Source organism: Arthrobacter sp. Cza30 (assembly GCF_059090765.1).
The window spans coordinates 459,186-472,380 of sequence record NZ_JBNHGA010000001.1; the positions used below are offsets into that span (position 1 = coordinate 459,186).

The window sequence follows — 13,195 nt, forward strand, 5'->3', positions numbered from 1 at the left end:
CCGAGCGCGGACGCCGCGGATGGTCATCGCCCCACAGACGAACTGATCAGCCGCTCGACGACGCGGGCGCCCACCCGCTCCCACCGGTCGCCGCCCTTCTCCGCGGCGAGTGCGGCGGCTTCGCGGGCGGTGTCCACCAGCGTCTCCAGCTCGTAGCCGAAGACAGACGCCGGAGCCCATCCCGCGCTCGCCGTCGGGCGGATGGGCAGGCTGGTGTGGACGTCGAGTGACGGAACCCTCTCGAGGATCGTGCGCAGGAGGTCCCGCACGGCCGTGTCCGACCGCGGCACCAGGACGACCACGGTGCCGGCGGCCGGAGAGCCGATGTCGCACTCGGCGGGGAACACCGCGCGGACCTCCTCCTCGAACCTCGCAGAGAGCGTGGAGAGCGCCGTGGACCCGGCGGTCTGCCGGATGTCGGCGTCGTCGTCGAGGCGCAGGTAGACGATGGACCACGGCTCGGCGCTGGGCTGCGCACGTCGCAGCCGATCCGCAGCCGTCCGCTCGAACCACTGCCACGCCGTCGTCGTGGCCGCCGTGCGCGCCAGACCTCCGTCGCGGGTGGCCAGTCCCACCACGGCGACGAGGGCGCACGCGACGTACACCACCATCCCGATGGAGGCGATGATCCGCAGCAGGGTGAAGTCGTCGCCGCCCGACGGCGGCATGACCAGGCCGGTGACGAAGGTTCCGACGCCGAGGGCGATGAAGGCGGCGGAGAGGATCGCGAGCGGAAGCATCAGCCGGTCCGCTCGTCGCTCCGCCGCGCGTGCCCAGTCCGAGAAGAACAGCAGCGCGAAGACGGATGCCGCCAGGAACACCGTCCGATACGCGATCGGGTACCAGCCGGAGTCGCCGACCACGAACAGCAGGGTCGCCGCGGCGATCGCGAGCGCGGGACCGGTCCACAGATGGGCCCGAAGCCCCCAGAGAGCGCGGAACCCGGACCACAGGAGCGCCGGGGCTCCCATGAGCGCTCCCAGCCACAGGCGGCGCAGGTCCTCGTTGCCGGAGAGCTCTCCGGCCATCACACCGCACGAGGCCACCATGGCCAGCGTGAACGCGAAGGTCCAGTAGAGCGTCGCCGCGCTGGGCTTGACGAGGAAGGCGATGCCGATGGCGAGCATCATGGCGAGCGTCGAGATCGCAGCCTGTGCGACTCCGATCTCGAAGCTCGCGCCGATGAGGACGTCTGTCATGCCGGCTCCTGGACGGTCGTGCGTATGGTGTCACTCGGCTCGCACGGCAGATGGACCGACACCGTCGTGCCCTCACCGGGGCGGCTGTCGATGCTCAGCGTGCCGCCGTGGGCCTGAACGATCTGATGGGTGATGCCGAGCCCCAGTCCGGTGCCGCCGGCCTTCTCCTTCGCCTCTGCGGTGCGGAAGTACGGGGTCATGATCCGCGGCAGGTCGTCGGGGGAGATCCCGATGCCCGTGTCGGCCACCGACAGCGACACCCCCGCCTCGGTCCGGCATCCGACGATGCGCACCTCGCCGTCCCGCGGCGTGTACTTGATCGCGTTGCTGACGAGGTTGTCCACGACCTGGCGCAGCCGGAAGCCGTCGGCGATGACGGGAAGCGGCTCGTCGAGCTCGAGGTCGATGCGGACGTCGTGTGTGGTCGCCGTGGGGCGGAAGGATGCCACCGACTCGAGGACGAGCTGGCGCAGGTCCACGTCGGCGAAGTCGTCCCGCCGGTCGAAGCCGTTCCGGGACCCGACGAGCATGCTCTCGGTCATCTCGAGCATCCGCTCGCTCGCGCGCAGGATGGCCTCCAGCCGCTGACGGGTGCGCGGGGCGGGATCGTCCAGCTCGAGCGCCAGTTCGGCGTTGCCGATCATGACCGTCAGCGGATGCTTCAGCTCGTGGGATGCCATCGCCGTGAGCCGCTCCCGCTCGCGCTGCGCGTGGGTGATCGCCGTGACGTCGTGCACGAGCAGCAATGTGCTGGGCTCTTCGTCCCGGTATGCCCGCAGACGCTTGGCGGTCACCGACAGCGCCCGCCACTCGCCCTCGGCGGTGAAGAGCCACACCCGGGCGTCTGTGAACGTCTCGCCACGTGCGGCGCGGGCGAGCGGTCGCTCCGACGCGGGCACCGGCATCCCGCGCATCGCCGTGTACTCCACCGAGCGCGGCGGGACCAGCGGATCGAGCGGGTCGAGCCCGTACAGCCGCGAGTAGGCGTCGTTGACGGTGAGGATGCGCCCGTCGTGCGAGAGACGGGCGATGCCGGTGTCGACGCCGTTGAGGATCTCGTTGGTGCGGCGCTCCTGGTCGGAGCGCCGGGCGAGCGTGGCGGTGAGCCGGTTCGCCTGGCGGCGCAGCAGACGCCGGAGCGCCCGCGTCCGTCGCAGCGCGATGTGCGCGGTGATCCCGATGAAGGTCAGCGAGAGCAGGATCATGAACACGCGCAGGACGGAGGCGTTGCCCGGTACGAGGCTGGCGTCGACCAGCAGCACGGCGCCGACGGTCGCCAGCACGGCGGCCAGGGCGCGCGGGCTGAAGTGCATCCCGACCCACATGACGGGGAAGACCCAGAAGAAGCTGAAACGCGCTTCCGTGTTGGTCGCCATGACCCCGATCGCCAGGGTGTCGGCGAAGATCACCGCCAGAGGTGCCCAGGAGGGCAGTCGTGACCACGGCACCGCGAGCGTCACGATCGTGATGACGAGCAGGGCGAAGGCGCTCGCAAGGTACGTCCAGCGCGCGAAGAGCTGCGGCTGCAGGGCGAGCACCACCACGTTGATCGTGACGACGCTCGCGCCCAGCACGAGCTGGGTGAGCCAGATCGAGCGCGTCCGCGCATCGGGGGTCGGCACGTCGAGCACCGCTTCCACCGGGCCCCCGACTGCCATGGTGGGAGTCTATTGGGGTCGCGTCCCCGGTGCGGCGCGCCCGGACCGGCGGCGCGGCGCGCCCGCACGGGTCGGCGGAGCCTGCGGGTTGAGGGAGCCTTGCGCAAACCTTGCGGCGGTGTCCATCCGCTGCAGACGTCCTCTTGCGAGCGGTCGACGAGGCTTGTCCATGTCGCCGATCGGCGGCACCACCTGGTCCCAGAAGGCGACGACCGTGATCGATCCTGCAACGCTCCCGAGCATCGGCTGCGTCATCCCGGTGTGCGAGGCCCAGGACTCGATCTCACAGGTCATCGAGTCGCTCCTGCGGCAGTCGCGCGTGCCCGGTGTGATCCACGTCGTCGCGACCGGCGCATCGGATGCCACGGCGCGGGCCGCGTCGCGGTACGCCGGAGCGCACACGCCGGTGACGGAGCTCGGGGCGCAGCCGACCGAGGTGTTCGTGCATCACCTGAACGAGGACCCCGAGGAGAAGGCGGGCGCCCTCAACTACGGCTACGCCCTGGTCGAGGGCCACGACTTCCTCCTCCATGTCGACGGCGACACGACGGCAGCCGCCGATGCGGTGGAGCGACTCCGAGCGGATGCGGTCGCGGACCGGCTCATCGGCGTGGTCTCGTCGGTCGCCGCGACCCACGGTGCCGCCACCGCACCAGGCGGCTCGTTCGCGCTGTACTCGATGCGGGCGCTGCGCGACGTCATGGCGCAGAACCGCCGGACGACCCCGTGGCTCGCGGGCAGCGGAGACCAGAACGCGATGCGGGCGCAGATCGAGCACGCGGGCTACGCAGCCACGATCAATCCGTTCGTGCACGCCATGCACGCCGGTCACACTCCGCCGATGACCGTCGCATTCGGCGAGCGCGCCCGGAAGAGCTGGGGGGATGCCGGTCTGGGGAACCGGTAGAAGGAGGAGGCGAGGGCGCCCGTCGGGGAAGCGGGCGCCTTCGCATCCCGACCTCAGGTCTCTGACGTGAGGCGGTAGCCCACGCCGCGCACCGTTTCGATGTACCGGGGGCTGGCGGCGCTCTCGCCGAGTTTGCGTCGCAGGTTCGTCATGTGCGCCTCGACGGCGCGCTTGTCGGCGTCGCCGACGTAGTAGCTGGTCACGTACGACTCGCCGCGCAGCACGAGCGCGAGGTCGGCTTTGCTGCGCACCCGTCGCTGGGATTCCAGCAGTGTCGCCAGGAGGTCGAACTCGGTACGGGTCAGGTCCAGTTCCCGATCGCCCACCAGCGCGAGGCGGTTCTCCGCGTGCAGACGCAGGTCCCGGTGCGCGAGCCAGTCGCCGTCGACGCCCGGATCGTCGGGCGCGGCCGAGGGAGCAGCGCTCGGGACTGTCGGCGCCGCGACGGACGCGACGGCGGGCTCAGGCGTCGTCGTCGTCGCGGATGAGCCCTCCGGCGGTGCGCCGGCACGTGAGCGCCGCAGGAGCGCCTCGACCCGCGCGCGGAGCTCGCGCGGGCGGAACGGCTTGTTGAGGTACTCGTCGGCACCGGCTCCCAGGCCCGCGATGACGTCCGCCTCGTCGTTCGAGCCGGTCAGCATGACGATGAGCGTGTCCGACTGCGCGCGGATGCGCTTGGCCGTCTCGATGCCGTCGATTCCCGGCATGTTCACGTCGATCGTCGTCAGCTGCGGTGAGTACGCCTGCACGGCTCGCACGCCGTCGACGCCGTTGCCCACAGAGACGGTGGAGAAGCCGGCCGATTCGAGCACTTCGGCCAGGATGTGCCGGATCTCGGCGTCGTCTTCGATAATGACGGCGGTTCTGGGCTCGTCGGCCGGGGTGCTCATGCGGCGTTCGTCCTCCTCGGACGTCGATGGCTACGCCGGACCGCGACCCCAGAAAAGCGACCCCCGACGCAAGCGAATTCATCCCGATGCTACACAAGCGAACCGGCGGCACCGCGGGGCCGTCGTCGCCCGTATGTTGCTGTGAGTCAGCGACGCATCCACCCGGTGGTCGCCTCCACGACATCTGGCGCCCCTAGGCTGGGCGCGAAATGAAGGTCATCTCGTACAACCTGCGCAAGCATCGCGCTGCCGGCGAGCTCGTTCAGCTGGTGGACCGTCACGGCGCCGACGTGCTGTGTCTTCAGGAAGTCGACACGTCCGACATCCCGCCCGAGATCTCGGGCCTGCGCCTGGCGGAGTCCACCCAGCGCAACCGCCTCGGGCTGGCCGTCTACTATCGCGAGAACACCTACCGTGCGGTGGACGTGCGGGCGCTGGCGCTGAAGAAGTCCCTCCATGACAGGGTCCTCAAGCCGGCCGAGGAGAGGATGCTCGGGGTGAGACTCCACGACATCGATGCGAACCTCGACTTCATCGTGGCCTCCTTCCACGCGGCCCCGCTCACGGCGCTCAACTCCCTGCGCCGTCATCAGATCCGCACGGCCCTGGCTGAGCTCCAGCAGCTCGGCGAGGGACTGCCCCTGCTCATGGTCGGCGATTACAACTACCCCGTCTTCAAGGAGCATCTCGGCCAGCACGTGCGGGCGCAGGGATACGAGCTGAACCTCAGCGATTCCCGCACGTACACGCGCTACCGCTTCTTCCGCGGTCATTACGATTTCGCCACATCGGTCGGCTTCGAGATCGACCGGGTTCGCACGCTCCCGCAGGGACTGAGCGATCACCTCCCGATCCTGGTGACGGCGCATCCCGTGTCCGGCTCCCGGCGTGCGGAGGAGCCGGAGTCGGGCGTCGCCTGAGCCCCTCCCGGCGTCTCACGGCGCGGCGGCCGGCGAGGGGCGCCCGACCGGGAGCAGCGTCGGGTCCGCGTTGTTCCACTTCTCGACGCCCTGGACGACCCAGAACGCGAAGAACAGCGCCAGCGCGGCGGATTCGGCGACGAGCACGAGCGGGAAGCCCAGGTCGTCGGCGTGCGGCATCAGTGCGACGTACACGATGAGCACCATGATCAGCCCGGCGGCGATCGCGACGTAGAGCACGCGGTGCACCGGGGCCGGTGGCGGGCTGCGCCGCGGGAAGGCGTTCAGCACGGCGACCGCGGCGAACAGTGCGAAGAAGGCGACCGTCGCGACGACGTGCCCGTACTGCAGGAACTCCTCGCGCGCGAACGCCCATGTGAGGGCGACGGTTGCGAGCATCATCACCGTGACGGCGAGCGAGAAACCGATCGCCGCGAGCGACAGCTGTCTCAGCGCCGCCAGAAGGAGCGCGACCAGCACGACGAGCCCGCCGACGATGAGATACGTGAGCACGCCGCTTGCGGCATCCGGGATGTACTCCGACGGGAAGCATGACGGCTCGCACATCACCTCGACCTCGGGGACGGAGCCGGGCACCACCGTCGTGGGCACCAGGGCGATGAGCGGTGCGAAGAGGGCGGCGGCGTCCAGCAGAGCGCGATCGACGCCGCGTCCGGACAGCGCGATGAGCCCGAGCGATGCGGCGATGAGGGAACCGACGAAGGCGTTGCGGGCAGGCGTGTAGAAGTAGTCGCTCACCGAGGGAAGCCAGCCGACGGATGCCGCGGCCAGCCCGACTGCGACGAAGATGACGACGACCGACCCGGCCAAGCCGATCCGGAGATAGCGGTACGTGCGCTCGAGCGAGGTCGAGAGCGCATCGTCCACCATGCCTGTCACCCTATCGGCGAGTCCGAACACCCACGCGCCGCGCACGTCGCCGCGGCCGCACTTTCGGCCATCGCCGATGACGCGGCGGAGGTGGCTGGGCGGAGGGTGCCGCTCAGAACGGCGGTGGATCAGCGCTCGGGAGGAACACGACGCGCCGGGGCGGGTCGTCCATGTACCGCGCGCCCGCCGGGCTCGTCCACTCCAGGGTGCCGCCCGGCAGCTGCCGGACAGTCCAGTCGGTCGCGTGCTTGAGGGTGTGGTGCCGTCTGCAGAAGCACGCGAGATTGCCGATGGCGGTGCGGCCGCCCAACGCATGGTCATGGGTGTGATCGTGGTCGCACTGCCGGGCCGGTCTGCGGCACCCGGGGAAACGACAGTGCTGGTCTCGCGCACGCAGGAAGCGCCGCTGCTCGGCGCTCGGCTGGTACCGATCAACGGCCAGCACGAGGCCGGTGACCGGATGGGTCATGACCCGGTCCCACCCGGGAGCATCGCCTGCGAGACGGCGCGCGGTCTCCGGGTCGACCGGCGCCACTCCGTCGAGTTCGGCGCCTGCCGTCGTCGTGCCGGTCATCGTGGTCACGGGCACCGTGATCTGGACGGACGCACGGATCGCGCCCAGGCCGCCGGGTGACGAGTCGACGGTCGGGTCGATGGCGGGTGCGCCGGTGAGCAGCATGTCCGCCAGGAGGTCGGCGCGGACCTGGTCGATCGTGCGCTCGTCGACCCAGAGCTCGTCGGGGCCGGCACCCCTCGGTGCCTCACCGGCACCCGGATCGCGCTCGGCGCCGACATCCGGATCGCCCTCGGCGCCGGCATCCGTCGACGCGCCGCCGCCGCCGGGACCACGCTGCGCGGACGCGCGGGCGGCATCGTCGACGCGCTTGATGAGCTTGGCCTGTCGGGTCACACGATCGTGGATGCCGTGGGCGAGCGCTGCCGGCAGAAGCGCGCTCAGCACCGACATGCTGTCGCCGGCGTCCGTCACCCACACCCGTCGTCCCTGTGCGGCGAGCTCGTGTCGCTCCTGCAGCGGGCGCGGGTCGTGAAGATCGGCCTGCTGCTGCGCGAAGGATCGAGTTCGGGCCGATGTCGTGGACCGCGCGAACTCGAGCACGACACGCTCGTACGCGGCGCGGGCCTCGGCATCGTCGATGCCGGCGCCCGCGTCGAGGATCGCGCCCGCGTGCGCGCGAGAGATCGCACCGGACTCGAGTGCAGCGAGGGTCGTCGAGAAGTCCGTCACGAGCCGGTGCGCGTCCCACAGGTGCGACTGCATCGTGCGGTCGTTCATGCGCACCGCGAGGCCGAGTTCTGCGGCGAGTGAACGCAGCGGCATGTCGCGCTCGCGGGACCGCGCGGACGGGATGCGCGCCTTCTGCGTCTCGGCGAGTGCGAACGCCCCGGCCAGCACCCGCATCTTGCGAGCGTGCAGCGCCGCCTCCTCCGCTTGGATCCGCCGCAGCTCGTCGGCGAACGCACCGGCGCGCTGCGCCTCGGTGAGCTCTGCCTCTGCGTCGTCCACGATGTGCCCTTCCCGCCGTGCGGTGTGACGCACGGCTGTATCCCCCTCGGGGTACTCATCGACCCGGCGAACCGGAGGGCACTCGATGGCTTGTTGAGAACATCATCTCAGGGGCCTCCGACATCGCGCGCGAAGCGCCCAGGATCCAGCGGCCCGCGCGAACTCGCGGCCCGCGCGAACTCGCGGCCCGCGCGAACTCGCGGCCCGCGCGAACCCTCGACCCGCACCGGCCGAGCGGCCCGGACCGCGCGGAACGGACCCGCACGAAGCCCCCGGCGCCACAGGCACCGGGGGCTTCGTGACCCTGCGGATCAGGCCGCGTCGCGACCACTCACGCGTCGCCGACGCCGCCACTCGAGCAGCCACCCGAGCGCCGCCGCGGCCAGCGCGACACCGGCCGTCCACGCGATCGGGATCCCGTCGGCACCGGTCGCCGCGAGGTCGCCGTCCGAACCGCCCGGACCCGCACCGGCATCCGCCGAGCCGTCGCCGCCGTCCGAGCCGCCCGCACCATCGCCGTTGCCGGGTCCCCCCGGCTGTCCGGGCCCGCCGGGCTCACCCGGTCCTCCGGGCTCGCCGGGGCCGCCGGGCTCGCCCGGGGCAGCGACCACCGTCACCGATGCGGTCCGGGTGACGCCGTTCACCGTCACTGAAAGGGATGCCTCCCCGGGGGCGATCGCGGTCAGCTCCCCGGTCGCCGGGTTCAGTCGCAGCACGCCGGCCGCAGCCGCCTCGAGCCGGGCCGAGCCCCCGGTCGAGCCGGAAGCCGACACCACGTCGACCCCGTCTCCTGCCCAGTCGGCGCTGACCGGCCACCGCACGGGCACGACGCGACCGCCGTCCTGCTCGATGGACGCCGAGACCGGCACCGTCTCGCCGACCTCGAGCACCGTCGCCGTGGACAGGGCCAGCGAAGAGACCCGCGGCTTCGTCTCCGCCTGCATCCACCGCACCCGGTCCTCGACCACCGTCGGCGACGAACCGACCACGCCGGCACCGGGGTTCAGCCCGAGCATCGTCCAGCCGGTGAAGCCGCCGCCGTCCGGCGTGCCCGACGGGCCCTTGCCCGAGTTGCCGTTGATCAGGCGCGAGACACCGTCGTAGCTCGTGGCGTCGAAGACGCCGACGTGCCCGTTGATCATCGCCGCCGACTTGCCCGAGTCCGCGCGGAACTCCGTGAGGGTCGAGACGAACTGGGCTGCCTCGTACCGGTCGCTCAGCTGGCTGGCCTTGTTCGGCAGCGGGTCGTCGGCGGGGTGGTGCGAGAAGACGAGGACACCGGTCACCGAGGAGTCCGAAGCCGCGTCAGCCAGCTCCGACTCCAGGAATCGCAGCTGCTCCATGCCCGACGCGCGGAACGAGCCGGCCGAGCTGTTGAGCGTGATCATCCGCGTACCGCCCAGATCGACGGAGCGGTAGGTGTCGCCGAACGCGGCTTCGAAGTTCGAGATCGCCCCGCCCATGATCTCGTGGTTGCCCGGCACGTAGATGTACGGGATCCGCTCGCCCACTTCCTCTTCCAGCACACGCGCCGCGAGCTCGAAGTCGGCCTCGGATGCCTCGTCCACCAGGTCGCCGTTGATGACGAGGTAGTCCGGCTCGGCGGCGACGATCTCGCGCAGCGTCTCACGTGCGGCCGCGACCAGCTCGCTGTCGGGGTTGCGTGCGACGAACTGCGCGTCGCTCATCACGGCGATGCGCTGCGCGCGGCCTTCGACGGTGCCGTCGGTCACGATCACCGGGTCGAAGACCTTCGGCGCCACGGGCTGCTCGACGTCCGGCGCGACGACCGACTCGAGTGCCGCGAGCGTCACCTCGCCGTGATAGCTGACGGTGGAGCGCGTCTCCATCATGCGCACACGCTGGAACGTCAGGGGATAGGCCGTGCCTGCCGGCACGGTGAAGCGCGCCTGCCTCCAGCCGGTCCAATCGACCATCGGTCCGTCGAGGTTGATCGTGGTGCCCGCGCCGGTGCGCAGCTGCAGGCGCGGCCACGCCCCCGAGCCGTCGCCGTGCATCCACATGGTGAGCGCCTGCGGCTGGCCCTCGAGCACCCGCCCCGTCGTCGTCGAGACCTCCTCGGGGACGATCGCGTAGTACCCGCGTGTACCGGTCGAGGTCGTGAAGTCGTAGTTCAGCTTCAGCGCCGGCTCGCCGTTCGGCCCCGTCGCCGGCGCCATGCTGCCGGTCGCGCGGGCGACGCCCGCCTTCCAGGCCGAGGCATCCGCGAAGTCCGCGACGGTGAGCGTGCGATACCCGATCGTGACCGCCACGTCGACGCTGCGCCCGCCGGCGGTGAAGGTGACTGTGGCCGAGCCGCTCTCGGTCGTGGGCGTCACCGTGAACTCGCTGAGACCCGTGGGTTCCACCGTCACATCCGCACCGTGCGACACCGACACGTCGGCCGTCTCGACAGGAGCGGTGAAGCCGTCGGCGTCGAGACCCGTCAGGGTCAGCGTCGCCGTCTGGCCCGGCTGCGGAAGAGCCACCACCGTCGACGACGGCCGGATCCGTTCGAGAGGCCCGAGCACGCGCAGCTGCGTGGTGGACGTCTTGCCCTCCGCGGTGAAGGCCACCGTCGCGGTGCCCGGCTCCACCCCCTGGACGAGGGCGCTCGCGTTGCCGGACGGCACGACCGTGACCGCGGCATCCGCCGTGGTGAACTCGCCGGTCACGTCGACGCCGGTGAGGTTCGCGTCCAGGCCCGTGCCGACGACCGTGCGGTGCAGGCCCGGGAAGACGGCGTCGGCGTCGGCGACGTCGAGGGCAGGCGCGATCTGCACATCCTCGACGACCCCGACCGGAGCCGATGAGAAGAAGGCCAGGCTGTTGGCCACGACGCGCTCGGATCCGTCCGAGGGACGGTTGTGGATGGATGCCTCCGCCTCGCCCGGCTCGCGCACGGCGAGCATCGTCGAGCCGCCGCCGTCGAGGTTGACGGCGTTGTGCACGCCGAGGTCGAGCATCAGGTCGCCGAGCTCCTGGATCGTCATCCCGCGGCTGTCGCCGGCCCGCCCGTCGATCGTCACGACCGTGATCTCGGTGCCGTCGCGGTTGACGCCGATGGCGGTGCGGGATGCCTCGACCTGGTCGGCGTCGGTCTGCACGCCGTCGATGATCATCCGCTGCGACCCGCTGACGGCGAGGTCGACGTCGGCGGAGGCCGCGACCTCGATGTCGACGGTGTCGCCGACCTCGAGCGCCGCCAGAGTGGCGGCGCCGGCGTCGCGGCCGATGAGCACGCCCGTTCCGTCGACGATGGCGGTCTCGCCCGCGACGGACGCGGGATCGGTGGTGACCTCGGTGACGACGCCTTCCTGCACGGTGACCTTGGCGATCGAGGCGGCCAGGGCGTCGGGTCCGCCGAGGGGACGGCTGAGCGGGTGGGCGCCCCAGGCTGCGGTGTACCAGCCGATGCCGCCGGCGCCGACGGAGGGGCTGTTCACGGCGGCGACCCGGTGCTGGACTCCGTCGATCGTGACGGTGGCGGCCGAGCTGAGAGCCTGCACCGCGGCCAGGCCGTCGGTGATCGTGAACGCCTGACGCTCGCCGGGAGCTGCACTGCGCACGCCCTGCGTCGGCGACACGTTGGTGCCGACCGGTGCGGTCGAGAAGTTCATGTCGAAGTAGTCGCCGTTGACAGCCGCGACCGCGCCGGTGCCGGCGATCTGCTCGCTGAGCGTCGCACCACCCGACACGGTCCCTGCGTCGAGGACGTCGAGCGAGAGCGTCGGCGTCGTGAGGTCGGCGCGCATCACGTGCCCGGTCACCCAGCCGGCCGGCTGCAGGCGGCGGAAGTCGGTGAGCTCGAGACCCGGCGCCAGCGTCTGCGTGTCGGCGCTGAGCAGCGACGATCCACCGCCGCCGAGGTCCAGGCCACCGGTGTCGGGCGCGGCGATGGCCGGCGCGGCGCTCATCGCGCCGATGCCCACCGTGCCGGCCGCGACGACCGCGGCGAGCGTGGCGGCGATGCCGCGACGCGCCCGGCGAGAGGGATGGGGGAGACGTGTTGCAGACGCAGGCACGCGAAGACACCTTCCGGTTCGGGTCGGGGATGCCGGCTCACGGAACGGGGTGCGCCCGGCCGGCTCGGCGACCCTACGGACCTGCGGGTCGGCTTCGGTGATGGCTCGGTTGCGGGGCGATGGCATCGAGGTGAACCGGCGGTGACCCGGCGTGTCGCCCACGACAGGCCCACCAGCGCCCTCCGGCGGGGCAGCCGGCGCTCTGACACGTCGCGTTCGCTCGATCGTGATAGACCGAGGGCATGAATGCGCGTTTCGCGGATCCGCCCGTGGGGGGAACGATCGATCACATCATGTCGGTCCTTCCGTCCCTCAATCCCGGAGCGCAGCGAGCGGCGCTCATCTGCGTGGATCGGCCGGACGAGGTCGTGGAGATGTCGGGTGCCGACCTCGCCGAGGCGGCCGAGACCTCACCGGCGACCGTCAGCCGCATGAGCAAGGCTCTCGGCTTCCGCAGCTTCCAGCATCTGCGGCTGCTCCTCGTGCGCGATCTCGGCGCGGCCGCCCAGAGCGACTCTTCGACGCCGCAGGGCACTGCGGGGCGACTGCAGCAGCTCGCCGAGCGGGCGGGAAGCATGATCCAGAGTTCGCTGGCGTCCGTCGACGCCGATTCCTTCGAAGCGGCCGCCGACGCGATCGCCGCCACGCCGCGGCTGCTCGTGGTCGGCACCGGCGCCTCGGCGCCGCCCGCTCAGTCGGCAGCGCTCGCGTTCGTCATGAACGGACGTGCGTGTGAGGCACCGGCTGATGGAGTGGCTCAACAGCTGGCGGCGAGCACGCTGCGGCAGGGAGATGTCTGCCTCGTCGTCAGCTCCAGCGGCGCCAACGCGGTGACGCTGGCGGCGGCGACGGCAGCGGGGGATGCCGGGGCCACCGTCGTGGGGATCACGAGCTTCGCGAAGTCGCCGCTTGCCGATCGCGCCGATCTTCTGCTCGTCACGGGAGCGCGGTTCCGCGCGTGGGACCCCGGTGCCCTGGGCAGCAGCCTCGCGCAGACGCTCCTGGTATCAGCGCTGCAGATGGCGGTCGCCGATCGCATGGCCGACGTCGCCGAGCGGGCTCGCGCGGCGGTGCGCGATGAAGTCCTGGGGATCGTCACGGACGCCGACTCGGACACGGACCCGGATGAAGCCGAGAGCCCTGTGAGCGCCGAGCGTTCCCGTGGGCAGTGACCGCCGTT

At 71.3% G+C, this 13,195-nt stretch carries 9 protein-coding genes; 3 read left to right on the forward strand and 6 right to left on the reverse strand.

Annotated features, from left to right (window positions below; all coding sequences use genetic code 11):
* Positions 1–23: 23 nt before the first annotated feature.
* Positions 24–1,199, reverse strand: a complete 1,176-nt coding sequence (locus tag AC5RVZ_RS01980) for a hypothetical protein (RefSeq protein ID WP_494064103.1) — start codon at positions 1,197–1,199, stop codon at positions 24–26.
* Entirely contained in the window at positions 1,196–2,857 is a 1,662-nt protein-coding gene (locus AC5RVZ_RS01985; protein WP_494064104.1) for a sensor histidine kinase, read from the reverse strand. Before AC5RVZ_RS01985 ends, AC5RVZ_RS01980 begins: the two co-directional genes overlap by 4 nt.
* Positions 2,858–3,026: 169 nt before the next feature.
* Between AC5RVZ_RS01985 and AC5RVZ_RS01990 the strand changes: the two genes are divergently transcribed.
* Entirely contained in the window at positions 3,027–3,764 is a 738-nt protein-coding gene (locus AC5RVZ_RS01990; protein WP_494064105.1) for a glycosyltransferase, read from the forward strand.
* Between the two features lie 53 nt (positions 3,765–3,817).
* Here the strand turns inward: AC5RVZ_RS01990 and AC5RVZ_RS01995 are convergent, their stop codons facing one another.
* Positions 3,818–4,654 carry a response regulator transcription factor gene (locus tag AC5RVZ_RS01995; protein ID WP_494064106.1) on the reverse strand — a complete coding sequence of 279 codons (837 nt, stop codon included), beginning with the start codon at positions 4,652–4,654 and terminating at the stop codon, positions 3,818–3,820.
* Positions 4,655–4,863: 209 nt separating this feature from the next.
* Between AC5RVZ_RS01995 and AC5RVZ_RS02000 the strand changes: the two genes are divergently transcribed.
* Entirely contained in the window at positions 4,864–5,574 is a 711-nt protein-coding gene (locus AC5RVZ_RS02000) for an endonuclease/exonuclease/phosphatase family protein (RefSeq protein ID WP_494064107.1), read from the forward strand.
* A gap of 15 nt (positions 5,575–5,589) precedes the next feature.
* Here the strand turns inward: AC5RVZ_RS02000 and AC5RVZ_RS02005 are convergent, their stop codons facing one another.
* The 3 genes from AC5RVZ_RS02005 to AC5RVZ_RS02015 all read right to left on the reverse strand — a co-directional run bounded on the left by AC5RVZ_RS02005 (position 5,590) and on the right by AC5RVZ_RS02015 (position 12,015).
* The gene (locus tag AC5RVZ_RS02005; protein WP_494064108.1) at positions 5,590–6,465 is read right to left on the reverse strand and encodes a hypothetical protein; all 876 of its coding nucleotides are present in this window, start codon (positions 6,463–6,465) and stop codon (positions 5,590–5,592) included.
* A gap of 112 nt (positions 6,466–6,577) precedes the next feature.
* Entirely contained in the window at positions 6,578–8,023 is a 1,446-nt protein-coding gene (locus tag AC5RVZ_RS02010) for an HNH endonuclease signature motif containing protein (protein WP_494064109.1), read from the reverse strand.
* Positions 8,024–8,301: 278 nt separating this feature from the next.
* The gene (locus tag AC5RVZ_RS02015; RefSeq protein ID WP_494064110.1) at positions 8,302–12,015 is read right to left on the reverse strand and encodes a phosphodiester glycosidase family protein; all 3,714 of its coding nucleotides are present in this window, start codon (positions 12,013–12,015) and stop codon (positions 8,302–8,304) included.
* Positions 12,016–12,257: 242 nt separating this feature from the next.
* On the opposite strand from AC5RVZ_RS02015, the gene AC5RVZ_RS02020 reads away from it, so the two are divergent.
* Complete coding sequence (locus AC5RVZ_RS02020) at positions 12,258–13,187, forward strand: MurR/RpiR family transcriptional regulator (RefSeq protein ID WP_494064111.1); 930 nt, start codon at positions 12,258–12,260, stop codon at positions 13,185–13,187.
* The last annotated feature ends 8 nt before the right edge of the window (positions 13,188–13,195 follow it).

What these genes read in the sequence shown, in the direction of transcription:
- AC5RVZ_RS01980 (WP_494064103.1), bottom strand. Translation starts at nt 1,199, where the DNA reads ATGACAGACGTCCTCATCGGCGCGAGCTTCGAGATCGGAGTCGCACAG.
- AC5RVZ_RS01985 (WP_494064104.1), bottom strand. Translation starts at nt 2,857, where the DNA reads ATGGCAGTCGGGGGCCCGGTGGAAGCGGTGCTCGACGTGCCGACCCCC.
- AC5RVZ_RS01990 (WP_494064105.1), top strand. Translation starts at nt 3,027, where the DNA reads ATGTCGCCGATCGGCGGCACCACCTGGTCCCAGAAGGCGACGACCGTG.
- AC5RVZ_RS01995 (WP_494064106.1), bottom strand. Translation starts at nt 4,654, where the DNA reads ATGAGCACCCCGGCCGACGAGCCCAGAACCGCCGTCATTATCGAAGAC.
- AC5RVZ_RS02000 (WP_494064107.1), top strand. Translation starts at nt 4,864, where the DNA reads ATGAAGGTCATCTCGTACAACCTGCGCAAGCATCGCGCTGCCGGCGAG.
- AC5RVZ_RS02005 (WP_494064108.1), bottom strand. Translation starts at nt 6,465, where the DNA reads ATGGTGGACGATGCGCTCTCGACCTCGCTCGAGCGCACGTACCGCTAT.
- AC5RVZ_RS02020 (WP_494064111.1), top strand. Translation starts at nt 12,258, where the DNA reads ATGAATGCGCGTTTCGCGGATCCGCCCGTGGGGGGAACGATCGATCAC.